The sequence below is a fragment of the Allorhizobium sp. nf9_anc genome, from assembly GCF_056323085.1.
The window spans coordinates 1,391,608-1,410,847 of sequence record NZ_CM150481.1 but is presented as its reverse complement, the minus strand read 5'-3'; the positions used below and the strand labels follow the sequence as shown (position 1 = coordinate 1,410,847).

The following is a 19,240-nucleotide window of genomic DNA, read 5'->3' as shown; positions in this document are numbered from 1 at the left end:
TCGGCGATCAGCCCAGGAACAGCCGGCTGATCACGACATAGGCGGCAAAGGCGCCATTGGCGATGATCAGGCAGAAGACCGCGAAGGACCCGAGATCCTTGGCATTGCGCCCGACCGTGGAGATCTCGGGCGAAATCCGGTCGACCAGTTCTTCGATCGCGGTGTTCAGGGCTTCCACCGAGAACATCAGCATCATCAGGACGATGAAGCCGAGGAACTCGAACAGGCTCGCTCCGACGAGGGCGAAAACCACAAGACCCCCGACAAAACCGAGCAACTCGTGCCGGAAAGCCGCTTCTTGAACGAGGCGCTTGAAGCCTTGCGCTGAATACTGGGCAGCGGCGACCAGATGCGCGATGCCGGTCTTCTTCTTGATGACGGTGGATGCGAGCGGCTTGGCGCCGCTCTTCTTTGGCGCGCGATCACTCATGGGACTTGTTGGATACTCCAGCCTGTTCGAAGGTCGCCATGCCGGTATGGCAGGCGGCTGCCGCCTTGACGATCCCGGCGGCGAGTGCCGCTCCCGTGCCTTCGCCGAGCCGCATGCCGAGGGCCAGAAGGGGCGTCTTGCCGAGGCGTTCGATCGCACGCAGATGTCCTGGCTCACCGGAAACATGGCCGATCAGGCAGTGGTCGAGTGCTGAGGGATTGGCGGCCTTCAGGATCGAGGCCGCAGCAGTCGCCACGTAACCGTCGATGAGGACCGGGATCTTCTCCATGCGTGCAGCAAGGATCGCACCCGCCATGGCGGCAATCTCGCGACCACCGAGGCGACGCAAGACTTCCAGCGGATCCGACAGATGTTCGCTGTGGAAGGCGACCGCCTGTTTGACGGCGGCGACCTTGCGCGCCAGCACATCACCTTCAGACCCGGTGCCCGGACCGACCCAGTCCTCAGCCTCGCCGCCATAAAGCGCAAGATTGATGGCAGCAGCGATCGTCGTATTGCCGATGCCCATCTCACCGATGCAGAGCAGATCCGTGCCACCGGCGATTGCCTCCATGCCGAAGGCCATGGTGGCGGCACAGTCGCGCTCGGAGAGCGCCGGCTCGCAGGTGATGTCGCCTGTGGGGTAATCGAGCGCCAGATCGAAGATCTTGAGGCCGAGATCATGCGTCACGCAGATCTGGTTGATGGCCGCACCACCCGCCGCGAAGTTCTCGACCATCTGCTGGGTGACCGACGGCGGAAACGGCGTGATGCCATGCTTGGTCACGCCGTGATTGCCCGCGAAGATCGCGACCAGCGGACGATTGACTGCCGGCGCTCGGCCGCTCCAGGCGGCAAGCCACATGGCAATTTCTTCCAGCCGGCCGAGCGCGCCCGGCGGCTTGGTCAACTGCTTGTCACGCTCGCGCGCAGCCACGAGCGCCGCCGTGCTGGGGCCCGGCAGGTCGCGCAGCAGGGCGCGAAAATCGTCGAATGGCAGGCCGGTAACGCTCATGGATCGGGCTTCCTTGTAATCTTCCAGCAAATCAGGCTTTGTGGCCTCTCTCTTACTGACCGGACCCGTGCCGCTCAACTCAAAAAACGACGCAGCCGGTCGAGGACGAAAACGAATGCTGAAATACGGAACATTGGGATCATGCAGGTTGTCGAGAACCTTTTGACGGAGACGGCCCGGGCCGTTTCCTTCCTGAGCCGCCTGCCGGTGCCTGACCGCTTTTTCGCCGGCCATGACGGCAGCCTGAGCCACACCGTGAAGGCCTTCCCGCTTGCCGGCCTAGTCATTGCGCTACCCGCGTGTCTGGTGATCACTATCCTCTCGGCAGCAGGCGCAGCACCTGTCCTGATCGCCCTGGTCGCGGTCACCCTGCAGGTCATGCTGACCGGCGCCTTGCACGAGGATGGCCTTTCCGACACCGCCGACGGTTTCGGCGGAGGCCGAACGCGCGACAAAGCGCTTGCCATCATGAAGGACAGCCGGATCGGCACCTACGGCGCGCTCGCGCTGATCCTGTCAGTAGGCTTGCGGATCGCCGCCCTGTCGATCCTCATTCAAGTCCTGCCCCCTCTGGCTGCCGGCTTGTCATGGCTGGCGGCTGCCATCCTGTCCCGAACTGTGATGGTCTGGCACTGGTCGTCCCTGCCCTCGGCGCGCACCGACGGCATTGCAGCGTCCGCCGGTCTTCCGAACGCCGAGGCGGCGCGGACTGCTCTAGTTCTAGGCGGAGCACTCACGCTCGCTCTCAGCCTCGTCGCGCTGCCCTTTCATGCCTGGTTCATCGCAGCCGCGATCAGCCTCCTGGGCGTCTCGGCCTTCACGCGCCATTGCCGCAAGCGCATTGACGGCCACACAGGCGACACCATCGGCGCCAGCCAACAACTCTGCGAGAGCACCTATCTCCTGACCCTTGCCATGCTACTCTAGGAACCCGATATAGGAGCGAAACCAAAGGGCTCGCGATGGAATCCCCCTGCATTCTCGTCTGTTCGATCGACGACAAGACCGGCTATTGCTTCGGCTGCGGGCGCACCCGCGACGAGATCGGCCTCTGGACAAGTTATACCGGCCTCGAGCGCCGGACGATCATGTCCGAACTCCCAGCGCGCATGGAAAACATGGAGCGCAAGCCGCGGCGCGAGACGCGACGCACCCGCATGATCCGCGAGCGTGAGGGCGGCTGATGCGGTTTGTCATCGGCATCGCCATCCTCGCCATCGGCCTCGTCATTCTTGTCATGAACCATGACAGCGGCCAGAGCTTCGGCATCAACAACGACGACTTCGGCCGGATGGTCGTGGCCCTGCCCATCCTGCTGATGATCTCGGCAGGCGTCTTGCTGGGACGGCGCGAACTCGGCCAGAGCATCCGCCAGATGGCAATCTGGGTCCTGATTGCGCTCGCCCTTGTCACCGGCTACCTCTACCGAGGCGATTTCCAGAGCATTGGCGAACGGGTGCTGGCCGGCCTCATGCCTGGCCGTGCGGTGACCGTTACGACGGCGGATGGCAGTGCGGAAGTCGTTCTGCACAAGTCGCTGGGCGGTCATTTCGAGACCACCGTCGGTATGGGTCCCGTCAATGTCCCCGTACTGATCGACACCGGCGCAAGCTCGGTCGCGCTGCGCTATGAAGACGCCATGCGCATGGGCATCGATCCCGGCGATCTGAGCTTTACGCGAACCGTGCTGACCGCCAATGGCCGCGCCTCCGCAGCCCCGCTCCGGATCCCTGAGATCCGCCTCGGGCCGATCGTGCGCACCAATGTCGAAGCAGTGGTGCTGGAAGAAGGCCTCCTCGACCAGAGCCTACTCGGCATGAGCTTCCTGTCGAGCCTGAGCTCGCTGCAGATGCAGACGGATGAACTCAGGCTTCGCGACTGATCGGTTCAGGGCCTGAGTTTGTAACCAGTCTTGAATATCCAGGCGAGGAAACCGAGGCAGGCTGCAAGGAAGAGGCTGATCATGCCGAGGCTGATCAGCGGATGCACGTCGGACACCTCGAAGAAGCTCCAGCGGAAGCCGCTCACCAGATAGAGCACCGGGTTCAGATGGCTGACCGCCTGCCAGAAGGGCGGCAGCATGTCGATCGAGTAGAAGGTCCCCCCGAGGAAGGTCAGCGGTGGCACCACCAGCGACGGCACAAGGCTCAACTGCTCGAAATTTTTGGCGAGAATACCGATGATGAAGCCGGCAAGGCTGAAGGTGATCGACGTCAGCACCATGAAGAGCAACATCAGGAACGGATGCGCAATGTGCAACTCGACGAAGAACATCGCGGTGGCGAGGATGATCAGGCCGATCATCATGCCCTTGGTGGCAGCCGCGCCGACATAACCAACCAGGATTTCGCTCATGGCGATCGGCGCCGAGAGAATCTCATAGATGGTCCCGGTGAATTTCGGGAAATAGATCCCCGCGGACCCGTTCGAGACACACTGCGTGATCAGGGCAAGCATGATCAGGCCAGGCGTGATGAAGGCGCCGTAGGAGACGCCGCCGATCTGCTCCATGCGCGACCCGACAGCCGCCCCGAAGACGATGAAATAGAGCGCCGTCGACAGCACGGGAGAAATGACGCTCTGCAGCAGCGTGCGGCGCGTGCGCGCCATCTCATAGACATAGATGGACTTGATCGCTTCGATATTCATGCGGCCTCTCCGATCAGCGAGACGAAGATGTCTTCGAGCGACGTCTGACGCGTCGACACATCGTCGAAACGGATCCCAGCGGTTTCGATGGCGAGCAGCAGCTTGGCAATCGCGCCGTCTCCGCTTCCCAACTCATATTCGTGGACCAATTCCTTGCCGTCGGCGCTGAGCGTCAGGGCAAAACCGGCAAGGCTCTCTGGAATGGCATCCATCCGCTCAAGCAACTGGATCGTCAGCTGCTTGCGCCCGAGCTTCCGCATCAGGGCGTTCTTTTCCTCGACGAGCAGCAGCTTGCCCTTGTTGATGACGCCAACGCGGTCGGCGATCTCCTGCGCCTCCTCGATATAATGCGTCGTCAGGATGATCGTCACACCCGTCTTGCGCAGGCGCTCTACGAGCTGCCACATGTCCTTGCGCAGCGCCACGTCGACGCCGGCCGTCGGCTCGTCGAGGAACAGGATGCGCGGCTCATGGGAGAGCGCCTTGGCGATCAGCACGCGCCGCTTCATGCCGCCCGACAGTTCGCGCAGCGCATTGTTGCGCTTGTCATAGAGACTGAGGTCCTTGAGGATCTGCTCGATGTAGGCAGGATCAGGCTTCTTGCCGTGCAGTCCACGCGAGAAGCTGACGGTGTTGAACACCGTCTCGAACATATCCGTGGTCAGTTCCTGCGGCACCAGCCCGATCTCGGCGCGGGTCTTGCGAAAATCCCGCACGACATCGTGGCCGGACACCGTAACCTGACCACCACTGGGATTGGTGATGCCACAGATGATCGAGATCAACGTCGTCTTGCCGGCCCCGTTAGGACCAAGCAGCGCCAAGATCTCGCCCTGCTCGATGTCGAAACTGACATCATCAAGGGCCTTGAAGCCGTTGCCATAGGTTTTAGAGAGAGAATTGATGGAGATAATGGGAGCCATGAGGACATTCCGGTCTGCGGCAGGTCGGACACATATAGGCGCCCGGTCGCGATGGCACCAGAGACGATATCAGTCAGGGTCGGAAAGCATGGTCTCGGAGTAGACGCGGTTGCGACCGTAGCTCTTGGCCATGTAGAGCAACTGGTCGGCTGCAGCGAGATAGTTGCTGAAGCTTTCGCGACCGGCGATCTCGGCGAGGCCAATCGAAATGGTGACATTGAGATCCTGGTCATCAAGGGCCACGCGCAAGGACTCGATCTCGGAACGCAGCATCTCGCAGAGCGCCGATCCTTGCTCGACATCGAGGCCCAGCATCAAGACGCTGAACTCTTCGCCGCCAAGACGTGCCAGGAGATGGCCGCTGCCAGCCAACTGACGCGCAAGCTTCGAACCGACCGCCTGCAGCACACGGTCGCCGATCTCGTGACCATAGGTGTCGTTCAGTTTCTTGAAATGGTCGATGTCCAGCATTGCGATGCAGCAGGGCTCGCCCCGCTCCAGCCGCCCGGCAACCTGGGCCGGGCCCGCATCGAAGAAGTAGCGACGGTTCGGCAGGCCGGTCAGATAGTCGCTGAAGGCTGCGACACGCAATTGCTGAAGCTGGGCCAGCGTCTCGATATTGTGCTGGATGCGGCACTGCAATTCTTCGATGACATAGGGCCTGTAGACGAAATCATTGGCCCCGGCCTTGAGAAAGCTCGCCGAGAGCAGTCGGTCGGCAGAGGAGGAGATGCCGATGATCCGCAGCCGATCGCTGTCGTGCTCGCGTCGAATGCGCCGCGTCAGCTCGTAACCATCCATGTCCGGCATGTGATAGTCGGTAATGACAAGTTCGATATGCGGCTGACGGGTGAGGATCTCCATAGCCTGGAATCCCGTCGACGCCTCATAGACCTGGAACTTCTGCACACGCAGCAGGTCGGCAAGCATCGTGCGGGCCGACGGCACATCGTCGACCACGAGCACCCCGACATCACGATTGCCGAGCAGCCTGACCACCGAAGACAGGACGAGGTCGATCGCATTCTCGTGGTTCTTGACGTGATAGTCGGCGACGCCCTTCTGCAGCAAACGCTCGCGCAGATCCCGGTTGAAATCGGCGGTAAAGACGACGGCGGGGATGCGCTCCGCGATCACGGCATCAAGGATTTCTCCATCCGAGGCGCCCGGCAGGTTGAGATCGACGACCGCCACATCAAATGTTTGCCCGCTCTGCATGACCTGCCGAAAGACGTCGGCATTGGCGCACTGGGTCACCTGGCAGGAAAAATCGGTCTCAAGCTTGTGGCGCATGATCGAGGAAAGAGAACGGGAGTCCTCGATGACCAGTATTCGCCCCTGCTCGGCCCGCTTGCGCTGAATTGATGGTTCGCGCGCGTAAATCTGCTCGGGAAAATACATAAAATACCTACCACTTTACCGAGATCGCCCATCGGGCGACCTCCTCCTAATGGCAGGACTGTAGCGACTGTAATTATACGTCGCACCTATTTTTTGTGAGCTTGCGCAGCTTTGATCTGAACCAGCGTGTCGAGGTTCTGGTTGACGCGGCAGTAAAACTCTTCGTCGATGAACGGACGCAGCATGAAATCGTTACCGCCGACCTTCAGGAAGCGTGCCGACAGAAGCCGGTTGGTCGAGGACGAAACGCCGATGATGCGCAGTTCATGCGATCCACGGACCGAGCGGATGCGGCGCGTCAGCTCGAAGCCGTCGATATCCGGCATGTTGTAGTCGGTGACCACGAGGCCGATATCCGGATTGGCCTTCAGGATCTCGATCGCCTTGGCGCCACTTTCGGCCAGGCTGACGCGGAAATTATAGCGGCGAAGACGGCTTGACAGCAGCGCGCGCGCCGTCGGGCTGTCGTCGACGATCAGCACGTGATGGCGGTGGTTGGTGAGGAAGCGGTAGACCGATTCGGCCAGCATCTCGACGGCAAAGACATTGTCCTTGAGGATGTAGTCGACGATGTCCTTGGACAGCAGCTTTTCGCGCATTTCATCCTGGAACGTGCCGGTAAAGACCACCGTCGGGATGTTGCAGTCGATCAGATATTCCAGGGCTTCGCCGTTTTCGGCGCCGGGCAGGTTGATGTTCGAGATCGCCAGTACGACCGGCTCCTGCGACAGCTCGTTCGCCATCTGCAGGTCTTCGAAAGTCCGGCAGATCTCGATATCGACGCCCATCAGTTCCTTGAGGCGCTGACTGATCATCTGTGTGAAGACGTTCGAGTCTTCGCCGAGGATGATCCGGATATCGGGAAAGGTCTCTCCCGAATACTGCATTCCAGAAACGCCGAGAACTGCCATGACTAGCCTTTACCTATCTTGTTCATTAGCAAGACATCTAGCAAAGGCCCTTTGCGGAACCGTTAACTGAGGCCCTGAGCCTGCAGCAAGGATTGCGCATAGTTAAGCATTTCGGAATATCGCGGTATGGTGGGTGCCGCGACCGGCACCTACTTGATCGTGGCAACGCCGTCCTTGATCTCGACGGTCTCCCCGCCGGCAAGCCCGATACGGTCGCCATTGGGCAGGGTGAGGAAGCAGCCGGCCGCGCAGATCGTGTCGGAGCCGCCTGCATCAAGGGCAACTTCTGTCTTCGTGCCATCCTCGACGACGACAAGCACGACCGATGAAGATCCGGTGTTGAGGACGGATGCGGCAAGGCCCGGTCCCGCGACCAGAACGCTCCCCAAAACGACAACCAGCTGTGCTACGACCTGCTTCATGCCGACAGCGGAGCCAAAGGCTCCGTCCTCTCAAATGCAATCGGTCAGTCCCGATCGCTTCTGTCCCTCTTGTGCCGCATTCCGCCTGAATGGCGGCTGAATGCGGCGTTCATGGCAGGAGTTTGTCATCATCCGGCACGCCTGACAATTCCTCTGCGGTCGGAGCGACATTTGCAGGCTTCGCCTTGCGCCGCATGAGCGCCTGACGATCATGGTCCTGGACATGCAGCATGACGTCCTGATGCGGATAAGGCATGACGATGCCATGTGCCCGAAACCGGCGGAGGATCTCGATGCGCACTTCGTTGCGCACATGCAGACCCTCGCCCATGTCAGCCAGATGGAAGCGCAGCTCGAAGTCCAGCGACGAGGCTCCGAAGCGCAGGAATTCCACATGCGGCTCCGGATTGCGCAATACATCGGTCCGCTCGTTGACGACCGCCAGCAACAGGTCGATGACCTCCTGCGGATCCGTGTCATAGGCAACGCTGACCGGCACCTCGGAGCGCTGCACCTTGTTGCGATGCGTCCAGTTGCCGAGTGGCGCATTGATGAGTTCGGAATTCGGCACGATGATCGATTGACGGCGGAACGTCTCGATTTCCGTCGCGCGCACCGAGATGCGCTTGACGATACCTTCATTGACGCCGGTGATGACGTGGTCGCCAACCTTGAAGGGCCGCTCGACCAGGAGGATCAAGCCGGACACGAAGTTGGAGACGATGTTCTGCAGACCGAAACCGATGCCGAGCGACAGGGCACCGGCGACCAGTGCCAGGCTCGAAAGGTCGATGCCGGCAGCGGAGATGCCGATGATGCCGGCAATGCCCGTGCCGAGGTAACCGACCCCGGTCTTCACCGAATTGCGCACGCCACCGTCGACATGGCTGCGGGCCATGACATTGCCGTCCAGCCACTTCTGGAACCAGCGCGTGACGACCAGACCGCCGGCAAACAGCAGCACGCCGCCGAGAATGCCGAAGATCGAGATGCGGATCGTGCCGACATTGATCTCGGTGAAGAGGTTGAACAACCAGAGCTGCAGATCGCGCGGCTGGAAGCCCCAGGACATCAAAATCAGCGGCACACCGGTGATGAGCGCGAAGGCGTAGATGAACAAGCCGGCCGCGATACCGCTCTGGTCAAGCCCGACGGCGGAAAGCCGGAAGCGTTTGCCGACGAACTGGCCGACGCGTGTTTCACCAAACTGGTTGGGTGCCGAAATCGCCTTGCCGGTGAGGATGCCGATATACATCGTCGCAACGACGGCACCCGTCAGCACAATCTGCGTGGCGAGGAAGCGTGCAAGGCCCACATAGCCGATGGCGGCCGCGAGGATGAGGACTGCGCCAACGACCCTGAGCGTGATCGACACCGCGCGTGGCCAGGGCCGCCCCGGCGCTGTCGGTTCACCCGTCTGGGAGAGCACAGGCCGCAGGAATGAGACAAAGAACAACAGCAGACCGACAACGACGGATGACGCAAAACTCTTCATGACCGTCAGCACGACCGGCGAGCTGTAGGTCTCACTGATGACCGAGAGCACGTAGTCGAGGCCATTGACCAAAGCCATCAGGAAAATCGCGATACTCAGATCCCGCGCACCCTTGTTCGAAAGCCTGACCAGCCGCCAGTTCGGCTCCGCCGGCGCCATGACGGCGCGCGAGATCGCGGTGACGAAGAAGACAAGACCGATCAGCCCGAAGACCGATGCGACGATGGGCGCAATGTCCGGCCTCAGCACATTGAAGGTGTCGAGGAGGAAATAGGCGGACGCCAGGAAGAAACTCAGCGCCAGCGACGGCAGGATCGTGGAAAAGAAAGCGACGGAGAAGCGGCTGAGATAGGAGGGATCCGCAATCGTCGGATCCCGGCGATTGATGCGCCCGAACAGCCGGTATTCCGCAAACAGGATCAACGAAGCGAGCGCCGTCGACAAGAGCACCGCGATGGCAAGCGGCAAGGCCTTGAACTTGATCACAAAGATCAGCCAGCTGGTGATGCTCCGCTGAACGCGCTCGGCATCGGCAGAAAACGACTGCAGGGCTTCTTCGAGAACGCCACCATTGATATCGGTGTGCTCGAACAACCGGCTCGTAAAGAGTGCGCGGCGCGTGTTGGAGATACGGTCGGACAGCGCCTTCGCCTCGATCGACAGATCCTCGGCCTGTCCGGTGAGCGCATTGACTTCGGCCCGTGCCGCATTGAGCCGCGCACGTTCTTCGGTCACACTGGCACTCTCGGCCGGCTGCCCCTCGGCGGGCGCCTCCCCCAGCTCCGTCAGGCGAGCCTGTATATCATCGATGCGCGGACGAAGATCGACGGTGATCGCCAGAGCTTCGCGGCCCAAAGCATCGACCTGGACCTTGAGATCGGCCAGCACGCCGTCTTCCTGAAGGTTCTTTTCCACCTGATCGCGAAGGCTCGAAAGCCGCGTGCGCGCCTCCTCGATACGCTGCTCGGCGGCAACGATCTGCTCGTCGCGCTGCGGTGCCGGTGCTGGTGCTGGTGCCGGTGCGGGTGCCGCCTGAGGTGCCGCAGGAGCGGGAGCAGGCTGTGCCGGGGTCGCTGCTTCCGGGCTCGCGGCCTCAGCAGGCTGCGATGCCGGAGCGCCGGTATCCTGCGCCTGGGCAAAATCGGGAGCAAAGGGAAGCGAATGAGCTCCCGCGAACAGGCAGAACGCGACGAGAAGAGCAATCAAGCGGAATCGGATCAAGACGAAGTCCAGTGCGTGGATGGAAACCGCAGGACAATAGATCCAGTTAAAGGCAAAAGAAAGAACGGCTTACAGGCAAGCAGCCACCGGTCCTCGAGGACCGGTGGCTGGCGTCGAAATGCTCAGGCGATCGCCTGACGCAGGGCTTCGAAGCGCGAGACCTGCTCTTCCAGCAGATTGCGCTCCTTGTCGCGGCGGACAAAGACCTTGAACATGGCCTTGCCGTCGGCATTCATGAACCAGACCGAACAGGACCGGCGACCGTGGAAGCCACGATCGACGAAGGCGATCGAGACACAACGCTCCTTGCGGATGTGACCGCCGATCGGGCTGTCGCCATGGATGTTGAACCAGCCATGCCCCTCGCTGCCGTCGGGCAAGCTGCCCTCGACTTCGAGCACGATGTCCTCGGTATGCACGATCATCAGGATGTCGCCCCAGGAGGACAGGTCCTTCCAGATCGGCTCCCAATGCGCGGCCGCCACGACCAAAGCTGCCCCTTCAGGAAGGACGGCGAGCACCTCGGCGGGCGTGACCTCGGCCTTGGCCGCGATCTGCTCGATCACGCCATCGGGCTTTTCGGCAAGGGCCGCAAGCGCCCGCTCGCGCCGTTCACCACTCGTCTGCGTCAGCGTGTCCATGGGTTCCTCACGCGGCTTCCGGCGCCGAGCGCTTGCCCGAGCGGTCTTCGTGAATGATGACGTCGAAGCCCTCGAAATGCGGGCCCGAGAGATACTGCACCTTGCTTTCGCCGGCGCGCGCATGTGCTGCACGGAACTGCTCGGACTTCGTCCAGGCAACGAAATCGGCATGGGTCGCCCAGACGGTGTGCGAGGCGTAGAGCGTATGATCGTCCGCCTTCGGGCCCTTCAGCATGTGGAATTCGATATAGCCCGGCATCTCAGCCAGCCGGCCTTCGCGCGCCTTCCACTGGTTCTCGAAAGCTTCCTCGAAGCCCGGGACGACGCGAAAACGGTTCATTGCGATGTACATGGATCTGCTTCCCTCTCTGCAAGATGCTGTTTCGTCGAGGTCGGGCACGCCTTCGGATACCAAGCTTACCCCGAAATCCGCAGCGGTGGAACGACCACGCTCTGTTGCCTTCCTATTTAAACTTGTGTATCGCAGTCAAGTTAAATGTCGGGGCCATATCCTCGGCATGGCAATCTCAACATCGGCGTTCTCCGGGCGGCTGCGGCGGCTCTGCAGATGCCAGGATCATAGGTTTGTACGCATCCATGTTGCCCCTTCGCTCCTCGCGCCGCCAGGTGCTTTCCGCCACTGCTGCCCTCGCCATTCTGCTGCCCATGCTCCTTCCCTCGGCAGCCATCGCCAAGGATGCCGAGCGCATCGTGGCGATCGGCGGAACCGTGACGGAAATCATCTATGCTCTGGGGGAAGGCGACCGCGTGGTTGCGGTGGATACGACAAGCCTTTACCCGCCGGAAGCGACATCCAAGCCGAACATCGGCTATGTCCGCCAGATCTCCGCCGAAGGGGTACTCTCCCAGAAACCAGACCTGATCATCGCCGAATCCGGTGCCGGTCCGGTCGATTCGGTCAATATCCTGAAGGCGAGCGGTCTCAACTTCTTCAGCATTCCCTCGCCCCCGGAGACTGCAGCAATCCCTCAAAAGATCCGCGCTGTCGGGCAGGCGATCGGTCGTCCTGAAAAGGCTGAAGAACTGGCAAAGACCGTCGAAGCCAGCATCATGGCGATCGAGGAAAAGGTGACAGCAGCAACGGGACCCAAGAAGAAGGTCCTCTTTGCGCTGTCTCTCGCCAATGGCCGAGTGATGGCAGCCGGCAGCCAGAGTTCCGCCGACGCGATGATCCGCCTTGCCGGTGGCGAAAATGCCGTATCGAGCGTCACAGGCTACAAGCCGCTGACCGATGAAGCGGTGATCGCGGCAGCTCCCGATGTCGTGCTCGTCATGAGCGGCGGCGCACAACACCTCACTGCCGATCAGGCCTTCGCGCTGCCGGCACTTGCCGCAACGCCCGCCGGTCGGACCAAGGCTTTCCTGACGATGGACGGTCTCTATCTGCTCGGCCTCGGTCCCCGTGCCGCCGACGCAGCGCGCGACCTGAACGGCATGCTCTATCCGGAAGGACAGTGACCGTGAGCACGCTGGCGCTGATGTCGACCCTTGGCAGGCGCGATGGAGACCGCTCCGGTCTCGGCATGCTCGTCATCGCCCTGCTGACCGTCCTGCTCGCCGTTTCGGTACTCGTGTCGATCGTCATCGGCCCGACAGGCGTCGGCTTGCCGCATCTGATCGCCTATCTCACAGGCGATCAGGCCGCCATGGACCAGCAGAACCGGATCATCCTCGAAGCCGTACGCCTACCGCGAACCGGCATGGGCCTCCTGATTGGAGCCGCCCTTGGCGTGTCCGGCGCGATGATGCAGGGATTGTTTCGCAATCCACTGGCCGATCCCGGCATCGTCGGCGTGACCTCGGGTGCGGCGCTAGCAGCCGTGATTGCCATCGTTCTGGGACCGACCCTGCTCTTTCCGCTGCAGGCCTTTTTCGGCGAGCAGTTCCTGTCGCTGATGGCCTTCCTCGGCGGCCTCGGCAACACGCTGCTTCTGTACGCAATCGCGACCCGCAACGGCCAGACCTCGACAACGGCACTCATTCTCTCCGGCATAGCGATTGCAGCGATGACGGGGGCCGCAACCGGCCTCCTCATCTTCATCGCCGACGACCGGGCGCTGCGCGACATCACCTTCTGGTCGCTCGGCTCGCTGAGCGGCGCGACGACCGCCAAGATCGTCGCCATTCTTCCCTTTGTCGCCTTCGTGCTTGCGATCATCCCCTTCGTCGCCCGGGGCTTGGACGCGCTGATCCTTGGGGATGCGGCCGCCTTCCACATGGGCGTACCAGTGCAGAGGCTGAAGCGCCTGACGATCCTGGCCGTCGCTGCGGCCTGCGGCGCAACGGTTGCCGCAGCCGGCTCGATCGGCTTCATCGGCATCGTCGTTCCCCATCTCTTGCGGCTTGCGATCGGGCCGGCGCACCGCTTCCTGTTACCGGCATCGGCCCTCGGCGGAGCAGCCCTGCTGCTGCTCGCCGACACCGTCGCCCGCACGATCGCCGCACCGGCCGAACTGCCGATCGGCATCATTACGGCGATCCTTGGAGCACCCGTTTTCCTGATGCTGCTCCTCGGCCGTCAGGGCCGCCAGGCCATGGAGGGATTGTGATGATCAGAGCCCAGAATGTCAGCATCAGACGCGGCGGGCGCAGCCTTGTCGACAATGTCAGCCTGAGCCTCGAATCGGGCAAATTCACCGTGATCATAGGACCGAACGGGGCTGGAAAATCGACGCTGCTCAAAACCCTGTCGGGTGAGCTGAAGCCCGACTACGGCGACGTCTACTATCACGACCGCCGGATGGCCTCGCTGAGCCCGCTGGAGCTAGCGCGCGAGCGTGCAGTGCTCCCGCAGTCCACAGCCCTCTCCTTCCCCTTCACCGCGCTCGAAGTGGTGCGCATGGGCGCGGTCGCGCATGGCAGCCGCGATCCAAACCTTGCCGCCCGCCAGGCGCTTGTCCGCGTCGATCTCTCGGGCTTCGAAGGTCGCAGCTACAACGCCCTGTCCGGCGGCGAGCAACAGCGTGTTCAACTCGCCCGCGTGCTCGCGCAGATGCCGGATCCGCAGATGGATGGTCGCCCTCGTGCGATCTTCCTGGATGAGCCGACCGCAAGCCTCGACATCGGCCACCAGATCTCTGTGCTGGAAATCGCGCGAGACTTTGCCCGGCGGGGTGGCGTCGTGCTCGCCATCCTGCACGACCTCAATCTGGCCGCCGAATTCGCCGATCACCTGGCCATCCTGCACCACGGTCGCCTGATCCGCGAAGGGAGCCCCAAGGCGACCATCGACGATGAGACGATTGCACATGTCTATGGGCTTTCCGGCACCGTTGGCCGCCTGCCCAGCGCCGCAATCCCCTATGTCCTGCCCCAGGCGCGGCTCAGCTCGACACGCTGAGCCGGCTACATAGGTTGTCCACAGTTATCCACAGGGCAACGCAATCGGAATTGCTCCTAAATCCGATACATACCGGGAACGCGAGCGACAGACTGTGGAAACATAGAGAGAACACTGCCGTCTCGGCAGCAGATCATGCGCAGTGCCGTCACTCGCACCCTCACTTGTCCGGCTAACTGAACCGAGATCAACGAATGAGAGCACAACTCGCTGCAACACATGGGCAGCAACCAACCGCCTCAGCGTCACGATGAACGCCAGAGCGCTCATCCGCTTTATTCAGCAACTTACTGACTTTGAAGAGAAAAATGGTGGGTGATGTAGGGCTCGAACCTACGACCCGCTGATTAAGAGTCCCCACGTAAAGTCAGGAATTTCAGTCGGGTCGGATAACGCTGGCTGTAAAATGCCGCCGGAAATAACCGAACGTTTTCTGTGGCGTCAAGGTTGAAGTGAAAAATGAAATCCACAGATTTCAGGCTCTGTGGATAACCAAGGATCACGTCGGCTATGGTGCGCCAGATACCCCTTCCCGAGAACAAGAAGTCGAGACTGCGAGACTATCCCTACGATACGCTCGAGGTGGTCTGCCGCAAATGCGAGCGCGCCGGACGCTATGGGATCAGAGGGCTCATCGAGAAGCACGGTCCTGACATGACATTCCTCGAACTGCGCAAGGTGTTCACATCGACCTGTTCCAAAACCAACGACATCACCCGTCTGAATGAGGTCTGCGGCGTCAGTTTCCCGGACTTGGTCAGGTGGAAACTCGGCCGCGAGCCTAGCACCTGAGGCGCACCTCCTGGCTGCCAGCCTCACGCCGCTTCCCGGTCTCCCTGTCCTCTATCCACCACGTCACGACAAACCCTCTCTCTCGCTGCGGATCCAGGCACGGTGCCTGCAGGGCATTGATCGATGTGCGCGCAGGTCTGTCATCATCGACCTCAGCCGAGATCCCTGCGAAAGCGACCGACGGCAGGATCAGGTAGAGCAGGATGGACCGCATCAATCCACCCCGATTTTCTTGCCTATCCATTTCCAGAAAAGAACCGTGGAGCCACCCAAGGCGCCACCGATGAAGAGGCACAGAATCAACATGCCTGTGAAACGCTCCTTCCAGGCATCGATCCAGGTCAGCGTTGGCTTCGCCATCTTCAGGTCGTTCTTGACCTCGGCGACCTCCAGCTTGGTGATGAGCTGCTCTTTTCTGATTTCCTCGAGGTCCTTGTAAATCTTCGCTCTTCCGAGATCAGACTTTTCAGTTTGGATCTCGACTGCCTTTTCCAGCGATGCGATCGCCTTCCTGAATTCACCGAGCAGGAGTGCGGTGTCATGCGATGCTTCGCTCATATCTTCGGCCTTCTCAGTCATGACTTCGTGGCTCCCACGGCCTGGGAGTATGCAGTCCAAAATGCGTCCCACTGCGACTGGCAGTCTGCGGCGGCCTGATCGCGGTTATCGGCAAGGAACTCCCACCGCTGCTGGGTCACTACCCATGCCTCGGTGAGCTTTGGCTTTGCACGCTCCATCAGTTCCGCGCAGGACGACGGCAGTTCTGGCTTCGGAGGATTGGCCACAACGGCCTGAACAGAAACCGCGGCCGAGATCCGGTCCTGCGGCCCCTGACAGGTCGCCCCGGTGGAGGCCAGCGCCAGGACTGCGATGAGGGCTATCTTGTGCGCCATCTCAGATCCTCCTCTGTTGGATAACTCAGGCCGGGGGTGTCGGCGGCTTGCTGGGTCAAGCGTTCAATTTCGTCACGTTGCTGCTCACGGAGCCGCTGGAGAGCCGTGGCGCGGTTTCTGGCTTCCGTGGCCATTGCCTCAGCTGCGGCGGTCTTTGCCCGCTCCTGCTCAAGGACGGCTGAAAGAGCATCCAGTTCCGCTTGCTTGACCAGCCCCGCTGTTGCCGCCCTGCGTTCGAGCTCTACCCGACCAACACCGAACTCACGGATGAATGGGATCTGGTCGACATACGGAAGCCGATTAACGACGGGGGCACCCTCGTAGTAGAGGATGATGAGAACGGCCGCGCAGCCGGCAGGACCGAGGAGGCGCAGGATGGAGACGATGAGGGTCATTCCGGCGGCCTCTCCTCGTATGCCCTGGGGCCGATTTCCTTCATGACGTTGCGGTCGTCCCAAACAGCACCAAAGACATAAGCGCCGATGGTGGAGCCAGCCAAGCCGAAGGCGCACATCACGATGACCTCGAGGACGCTGCGCTCATCCCCTCCAATCATGATCCAGGTCACGCAGAACGCGCAGAACAGCAGCGTGGCGATGACGATGCGTCGACGGATCTTCCAAGACGGTTTGATCATCGGGTAGCTCCTTCGCTCAAGATCGCCGGCGCTTTCCCGCGAAGTGCTGGGTAACCTTTGACCGGGAAGGTCTTTGGCCAACGGAAGGCGATGAAGCCGCGCTCCTTAGTGCCCAAATCGAACGATGCGAGGGTGATGGCATTGGATTGGTTGCCACCGAGCAGGACGACCTTGCTTCCCTCGACGCCGGCAACAAAGCCGACATGACCAGAACTGGCAGACCAGCGGATGACGCCGATCGCTCCCACCAGCGGGGAGTGAACATTGATTCCGAAGGTGGCCCAGCCCTGCGCCCAGAACGGATTTGCGGGAAGAGGCTCAGCCGGCAGAACCTTGGCGATGCAGCTTTCCACCGCATCCCCGCACCAAGGCAGCTTTGACGGATCGCCCAGGAACTTGCCGATCTTCAGGAACTCGATCAGCTTCGCCTTGTGGGTGACTTCGTGCATGCCCATACGGCGATGCATTTCCGCCATCCACGGCGGCATCGTCTCTGCGGGGGGCTGGACGTTCTGAGAGCGATCAGGGGCATCGGGGTCAACCCTCAGCGCCTCCACTGATGCGCGGTCGGCAACACCTGAGACAGGCAGGCCCATCTTCTTCTGGAAGGATTTGAGGGCTTCGATGGAAACGCGCCCCCAATCCCCATTGACGCCTACGGGATGGCCGTGCGCAGTCAATCTCGACTGCAGCCAAGCTTCAAAACTCATGACGATGTCCTCTGAGGCGGCTAGATCGGGCCGCGGCTGTTGCCCAGAACGGGCTGTGCAGTTGCCTGTGCTGCCGCAGGTGTGCTGGCCCGTGGATCAACCCCGGCGCCGTTCTGCGGCTGCTTGAGATCAAGGGTGGTCACGAAGCCGCTGCCCTTGGAGAGATCGTGGTTCACTGAAGCGATTCGATAGGCACCATCCACACCAGGGCGGACGCCACGGATGTTGCAGATCGCCTCCGGCTCCGCGTATTCGGCACCGAGGATGACGACGGAACCGCCGCCTTTTTCCCGATCGGACTGCTTGCCGATGGCCTTGGCCTTCTGCCTGGCTTCATCCTCATCGGCCGCAGAGATCACGGTACGCAGAGTAGCATCGACATCATCGATCCCAGTCTCCACGGGGACATTGATCCTCCGCCCCTTCTGGACGTCGAAGTAGGAAATCTCGACGTTCTTGAACTTCGGCCGGCTGATGATGGGGCTAATCGAACCGGAAAGCAGATTATCCCCGTAGACCGCATCGATCGGCGTCAACGTCTTGCCGGATCCGGAGATGCCTTCATTGACGCCGACGAAGTAAGCTTCGGAGCCAAGGATCTTGAAGGAGGCGCCGATCTCCCGGGCCATGCGCTGGCCCCAAGATAGGAAATCTTCGTTCTGCATCAGCCAGTACGGACGAGAAACAGAGGCTACGGACCCTGCAACCCTGACAGTAAGACCCGCTTTCTTGCCCCACTGCTGTGCAACATCGGCGAATGAAAGGTCATCCGCGCTGCGTAGCACGGGCTCTTTCACCTTAGACCCGCCATCGATCGAGCTGGCTCCAACCTCAAGCGTACGCCCCTCACCTTTCCCGAAGGGACAGGTTACATCGGACACGAAGCCACTGAAGATGCGGGCACCATTGACGAAGATCAGAACCGGCGCGCGTTCGGCCGGCATAGCAATCCTGCCATCTGCATCAGCGAGCGTGATGTCGCAGGTGTCTGCCGCGGCTTCCGATGCCCTGGTCACCTTGATGGAGGTTAGCAGCGGGTCCAGACGTGAGGTCACGTTCTGGCCGTTGAGCCAGACCGCATAATCGTTCGAGATGAAGCCCATCAGTCCCAGAGCCTCACCACATCAGAAGCCGGTTTCCTCTCCTCGATCTCGCTGATCGGGAACACGATTTCCGTGCCCACGGGGATGAATTCATCGGCGCAGAGCCCTGGGTTCCGGTTGATCACCTTCTCGATGAACCCCTCGGGCTGGCGGCCCAGCTTGCGCCAGATCACATTCGCCAAGGTGCAGTCCTCGATCCATACCGTTTCGCGGAGCTCAGTCATTGAAACAGCCTCAAAATCGAAATGGCGCCGTCGGCCGGGGTTGAGACCCGGATCAGCTTGATGGTGTATTCGACGACATGACCGACACCGTCCCGGGCATCGAGATCGGAATGGGAGTGGGAGATGGAGTCGATGAGCACCCAACCCATGGGCGTGAAGTCGCCACGGATCATTGTCAGCGGCACCTTTTGCCGGCGGGCAGCCTCAAGCAGCGTTATCCCTTGGAGTGCCCCAGTGAAGAAGAACGGCAACAAGGTGCCGCTCAAGGTGATGGTCGACTCGCCGTCCCCGGTGTCCTCATAGGTGGGACCCGCCCCCATGACCTCATGACGGGCAAAGTGGGACTGAGTGTCGAAGTCGATGGACTGCAGGTCATTCTTGATGTCGAAGGCCACGGGTCCGAGGCAGCACA

At 61.3% G+C, this 19,240-nt stretch carries 25 protein-coding genes; 7 read left to right on the top strand and 18 right to left on the bottom strand.

The genetic code is table 11. From position 1 onward, the window contains the following. Positions 1 to 7: 7 nt before the first annotated feature. Together AC02Y0_RS06675 and cobT are read right to left on the bottom strand one after the other, a co-directional pair. Positions 8 to 430 (bottom strand): diacylglycerol kinase, encoded by a 423-nt coding sequence (locus AC02Y0_RS06675; RefSeq protein WP_476383184.1) that lies wholly within the window; start codon positions 428 to 430, stop codon positions 8 to 10. After that, positions 423 to 1,445 carry a nicotinate-nucleotide--dimethylbenzimidazole phosphoribosyltransferase gene (gene cobT / locus AC02Y0_RS06670; protein WP_444558342.1) on the bottom strand — a complete coding sequence of 341 codons (1,023 nt, stop codon included), beginning with the start codon at positions 1,443 to 1,445 and terminating at the stop codon, positions 423 to 425. Before cobT ends, AC02Y0_RS06675 begins: the two co-directional genes overlap by 8 nt. A gap of 141 nt (positions 1,446 to 1,586) precedes the next feature. On the opposite strand from cobT, the gene cobS reads away from it, so the two are divergent. The 3 genes from cobS to AC02Y0_RS06655 are packed head-to-tail and all read left to right on the top strand — an operon-like array spanning position 1,587 to position 3,327. Beyond that, positions 1,587 to 2,372, top strand: a complete 786-nt coding sequence (cobS, locus tag AC02Y0_RS06665; RefSeq protein WP_476383183.1) for an adenosylcobinamide-GDP ribazoletransferase — start codon at positions 1,587 to 1,589, stop codon at positions 2,370 to 2,372. Between the two features lie 35 nt (positions 2,373 to 2,407). Then, entirely contained in the window at positions 2,408 to 2,629 is a 222-nt protein-coding gene (locus tag AC02Y0_RS06660) for a DUF1289 domain-containing protein (RefSeq protein WP_102020309.1), read from the top strand. Beyond that, the gene (locus tag AC02Y0_RS06655) at positions 2,626 to 3,327 is read left to right on the top strand and encodes a TIGR02281 family clan AA aspartic protease (RefSeq protein ID WP_476383976.1); all 702 of its coding nucleotides are present in this window, start codon (positions 2,626 to 2,628) and stop codon (positions 3,325 to 3,327) included. Before AC02Y0_RS06660 ends, AC02Y0_RS06655 begins: the two co-directional genes overlap by 4 nt. A gap of 5 nt (positions 3,328 to 3,332) precedes the next feature. On the opposite strand, the gene AC02Y0_RS06650 is transcribed toward AC02Y0_RS06655, so the two are convergent. The 8 genes from AC02Y0_RS06650 to hmuQ all read right to left on the bottom strand — a co-directional run bounded on the left by AC02Y0_RS06650 (position 3,333) and on the right by hmuQ (position 11,460). Beyond that, a complete protein-coding gene (locus AC02Y0_RS06650; protein ID WP_476383182.1) occupies positions 3,333 to 4,094 on the bottom strand; it encodes an ABC transporter permease in 762 nt (253 codons plus the stop codon). Beyond that, positions 4,091 to 5,017 carry an ABC transporter ATP-binding protein gene (locus AC02Y0_RS06645; RefSeq protein WP_444558339.1) on the bottom strand — a complete coding sequence of 309 codons (927 nt, stop codon included), beginning with the start codon at positions 5,015 to 5,017 and terminating at the stop codon, positions 4,091 to 4,093. Before AC02Y0_RS06645 ends, AC02Y0_RS06650 begins: the two co-directional genes overlap by 4 nt. Positions 5,018 to 5,086: 69 nt before the next feature. Next, a complete protein-coding gene (locus AC02Y0_RS06640; RefSeq protein ID WP_476383975.1) occupies positions 5,087 to 6,310 on the bottom strand; it encodes a GGDEF domain-containing response regulator in 1,224 nt (407 codons plus the stop codon). Positions 6,311 to 6,504: 194 nt separating this feature from the next. Further along, entirely contained in the window at positions 6,505 to 7,329 is an 825-nt protein-coding gene (locus tag AC02Y0_RS06635) for a response regulator (RefSeq protein WP_102020314.1), read from the bottom strand. Positions 7,330 to 7,478: 149 nt separating this feature from the next. Then, positions 7,479 to 7,751, bottom strand: coding sequence for a hypothetical protein (locus tag AC02Y0_RS06630; RefSeq protein WP_102020315.1), 273 nt, complete (start codon positions 7,749 to 7,751; stop codon positions 7,479 to 7,481). Positions 7,752 to 7,860: 109 nt separating this feature from the next. After that, entirely contained in the window at positions 7,861 to 10,467 is a 2,607-nt protein-coding gene (locus tag AC02Y0_RS06625) for a DUF3772 domain-containing protein (RefSeq protein ID WP_476383181.1), read from the bottom strand. A 122-nt stretch (positions 10,468 to 10,589) separates the two neighbouring features. Further along, complete coding sequence (gene hutX, locus AC02Y0_RS06620) at positions 10,590 to 11,108, bottom strand: heme utilization cystosolic carrier protein HutX (protein WP_476383180.1); 519 nt, start codon at positions 11,106 to 11,108, stop codon at positions 10,590 to 10,592. Positions 11,109 to 11,115: 7 nt separating this feature from the next. Next, entirely contained in the window at positions 11,116 to 11,460 is a 345-nt protein-coding gene (hmuQ, locus tag AC02Y0_RS06615; protein WP_102020318.1) for a heme-degrading protein HmuQ, read from the bottom strand. 245 nt (positions 11,461 to 11,705) lie between these two features. Here hmuQ and AC02Y0_RS06610 point away from each other — a divergent pair, with 245 nt between their 5' ends. The 4 genes from AC02Y0_RS06610 to AC02Y0_RS06595 all read left to right on the top strand — a co-directional run bounded on the left by AC02Y0_RS06610 (position 11,706) and on the right by AC02Y0_RS06595 (position 15,261). Next, positions 11,706 to 12,587, top strand: a complete 882-nt coding sequence (locus tag AC02Y0_RS06610; RefSeq protein ID WP_476383179.1) for a heme/hemin ABC transporter substrate-binding protein — start codon at positions 11,706 to 11,708, stop codon at positions 12,585 to 12,587. A gap of 2 nt (positions 12,588 to 12,589) precedes the next feature. Then, positions 12,590 to 13,678 carry a FecCD family ABC transporter permease gene (locus AC02Y0_RS06605; protein ID WP_476383178.1) on the top strand — a complete coding sequence of 363 codons (1,089 nt, stop codon included), beginning with the start codon at positions 12,590 to 12,592 and terminating at the stop codon, positions 13,676 to 13,678. Further along, the gene (locus tag AC02Y0_RS06600; protein WP_476383177.1) at positions 13,678 to 14,469 is read left to right on the top strand and encodes a heme ABC transporter ATP-binding protein; all 792 of its coding nucleotides are present in this window, start codon (positions 13,678 to 13,680) and stop codon (positions 14,467 to 14,469) included. The genes AC02Y0_RS06605 and AC02Y0_RS06600 overlap by 1 nt, the downstream gene beginning before the upstream one ends. A 510-nt stretch (positions 14,470 to 14,979) precedes the next feature. Continuing rightward, positions 14,980 to 15,261 carry a hypothetical protein gene (locus AC02Y0_RS06595; RefSeq protein ID WP_476383176.1) on the top strand — a complete coding sequence of 94 codons (282 nt, stop codon included), beginning with the start codon at positions 14,980 to 14,982 and terminating at the stop codon, positions 15,259 to 15,261. Between the two features lie 213 nt (positions 15,262 to 15,474). Here the strand turns inward: AC02Y0_RS06595 and AC02Y0_RS06590 are convergent, their stop codons facing one another. The 8 genes from AC02Y0_RS06590 to AC02Y0_RS06555 are packed head-to-tail and all read right to left on the bottom strand — an operon-like array spanning position 15,475 to position 19,223. After that, positions 15,475 to 15,840: a hypothetical protein gene (locus tag AC02Y0_RS06590; protein ID WP_476383175.1), complete on the bottom strand. Its 366-nt coding sequence runs from the start codon at positions 15,838 to 15,840 to the stop codon at positions 15,475 to 15,477. Then, the gene (locus tag AC02Y0_RS06585; RefSeq protein ID WP_476383174.1) at positions 15,837 to 16,154 is read right to left on the bottom strand and encodes a hypothetical protein; all 318 of its coding nucleotides are present in this window, start codon (positions 16,152 to 16,154) and stop codon (positions 15,837 to 15,839) included. The genes AC02Y0_RS06590 and AC02Y0_RS06585 overlap by 4 nt, the downstream gene beginning before the upstream one ends. Further along, entirely contained in the window at positions 16,139 to 16,549 is a 411-nt protein-coding gene (locus tag AC02Y0_RS06580) for a hypothetical protein (RefSeq protein ID WP_476383172.1), read from the bottom strand. The genes AC02Y0_RS06585 and AC02Y0_RS06580 overlap by 16 nt, the downstream gene beginning before the upstream one ends. Beyond that, positions 16,546 to 16,791, bottom strand: coding sequence for a hypothetical protein (locus AC02Y0_RS06575; protein ID WP_476383170.1), 246 nt, complete (start codon positions 16,789 to 16,791; stop codon positions 16,546 to 16,548). The genes AC02Y0_RS06580 and AC02Y0_RS06575 overlap by 4 nt, the downstream gene beginning before the upstream one ends. Then, complete coding sequence (locus tag AC02Y0_RS06570; RefSeq protein WP_476383169.1) at positions 16,788 to 17,501, bottom strand: NlpC/P60 family protein; 714 nt, start codon at positions 17,499 to 17,501, stop codon at positions 16,788 to 16,790. Before AC02Y0_RS06570 ends, AC02Y0_RS06575 begins: the two co-directional genes overlap by 4 nt. Before the next feature lie 20 nt (positions 17,502 to 17,521). After that, on the bottom strand, positions 17,522 to 18,604 hold the full coding sequence (locus AC02Y0_RS06565; protein WP_476383168.1) for a phage late control D family protein: 1,083 nt from the start codon (positions 18,602 to 18,604) through the stop codon (positions 17,522 to 17,524). Next, complete coding sequence (locus AC02Y0_RS06560; protein ID WP_476383167.1) at positions 18,604 to 18,828, bottom strand: tail protein X; 225 nt, start codon at positions 18,826 to 18,828, stop codon at positions 18,604 to 18,606. Before AC02Y0_RS06560 ends, AC02Y0_RS06565 begins: the two co-directional genes overlap by 1 nt. Then, positions 18,825 to 19,223: a phage tail protein gene (locus tag AC02Y0_RS06555; protein ID WP_476383165.1), complete on the bottom strand. Its 399-nt coding sequence runs from the start codon at positions 19,221 to 19,223 to the stop codon at positions 18,825 to 18,827. The genes AC02Y0_RS06560 and AC02Y0_RS06555 overlap by 4 nt, the downstream gene beginning before the upstream one ends. Between the last annotated feature and the right edge of the window lie 17 nt (positions 19,224 to 19,240).

Coding starts and splice junctions, on each gene's coding strand:
- AC02Y0_RS06640 (WP_476383975.1), bottom strand. CDS start 6,310: ATGCGCCACAAGCTTGAGACCGATTTTTCCTGCCAGGTGACCCAGTGC.
- AC02Y0_RS06580 (WP_476383172.1), bottom strand. CDS start 16,549: ATGACCCTCATCGTCTCCATCCTGCGCCTCCTCGGTCCTGCCGGCTGC.
- AC02Y0_RS06650 (WP_476383182.1), bottom strand. CDS start 4,094: ATGAATATCGAAGCGATCAAGTCCATCTATGTCTATGAGATGGCGCGC.
- AC02Y0_RS06660 (WP_102020309.1), top strand. CDS start 2,408: ATGGAATCCCCCTGCATTCTCGTCTGTTCGATCGACGACAAGACCGGC.
- AC02Y0_RS06675 (WP_476383184.1), bottom strand. CDS start 430: ATGAGTGATCGCGCGCCAAAGAAGAGCGGCGCCAAGCCGCTCGCATCC.
- hutX (WP_476383180.1), bottom strand. CDS start 11,108: ATGGACACGCTGACGCAGACGAGTGGTGAACGGCGCGAGCGGGCGCTT.
- cobT (WP_444558342.1), bottom strand. CDS start 1,445: ATGAGCGTTACCGGCCTGCCATTCGACGATTTTCGCGCCCTGCTGCGC.
- AC02Y0_RS06590 (WP_476383175.1), bottom strand. CDS start 15,840: ATGACTGAGAAGGCCGAAGATATGAGCGAAGCATCGCATGACACCGCA.
- AC02Y0_RS06595 (WP_476383176.1), top strand. CDS start 14,980: ATGGTGCGCCAGATACCCCTTCCCGAGAACAAGAAGTCGAGACTGCGA.
- AC02Y0_RS06560 (WP_476383167.1), bottom strand. CDS start 18,828: ATGACTGAGCTCCGCGAAACGGTATGGATCGAGGACTGCACCTTGGCG.
- AC02Y0_RS06610 (WP_476383179.1), top strand. CDS start 11,706: ATGTTGCCCCTTCGCTCCTCGCGCCGCCAGGTGCTTTCCGCCACTGCT.
- cobS (WP_476383183.1), top strand. CDS start 1,587: ATGCAGGTTGTCGAGAACCTTTTGACGGAGACGGCCCGGGCCGTTTCC.
- AC02Y0_RS06645 (WP_444558339.1), bottom strand. CDS start 5,017: ATGGCTCCCATTATCTCCATCAATTCTCTCTCTAAAACCTATGGCAAC.
- AC02Y0_RS06600 (WP_476383177.1), top strand. CDS start 13,678: ATGATCAGAGCCCAGAATGTCAGCATCAGACGCGGCGGGCGCAGCCTT.
- AC02Y0_RS06635 (WP_102020314.1), bottom strand. CDS start 7,329: ATGGCAGTTCTCGGCGTTTCTGGAATGCAGTATTCGGGAGAGACCTTT.
- AC02Y0_RS06565 (WP_476383168.1), bottom strand. CDS start 18,604: ATGGGCTTCATCTCGAACGATTATGCGGTCTGGCTCAACGGCCAGAAC.
- hmuQ (WP_102020318.1), bottom strand. CDS start 11,460: ATGTACATCGCAATGAACCGTTTTCGCGTCGTCCCGGGCTTCGAGGAA.
- AC02Y0_RS06570 (WP_476383169.1), bottom strand. CDS start 17,501: ATGAGTTTTGAAGCTTGGCTGCAGTCGAGATTGACTGCGCACGGCCAT.
- AC02Y0_RS06630 (WP_102020315.1), bottom strand. CDS start 7,751: ATGAAGCAGGTCGTAGCACAGCTGGTTGTCGTTTTGGGGAGCGTTCTG.
- AC02Y0_RS06585 (WP_476383174.1), bottom strand. CDS start 16,154: ATGGCGCACAAGATAGCCCTCATCGCAGTCCTGGCGCTGGCCTCCACC.
- AC02Y0_RS06575 (WP_476383170.1), bottom strand. CDS start 16,791: ATGATCAAACCGTCTTGGAAGATCCGTCGACGCATCGTCATCGCCACG.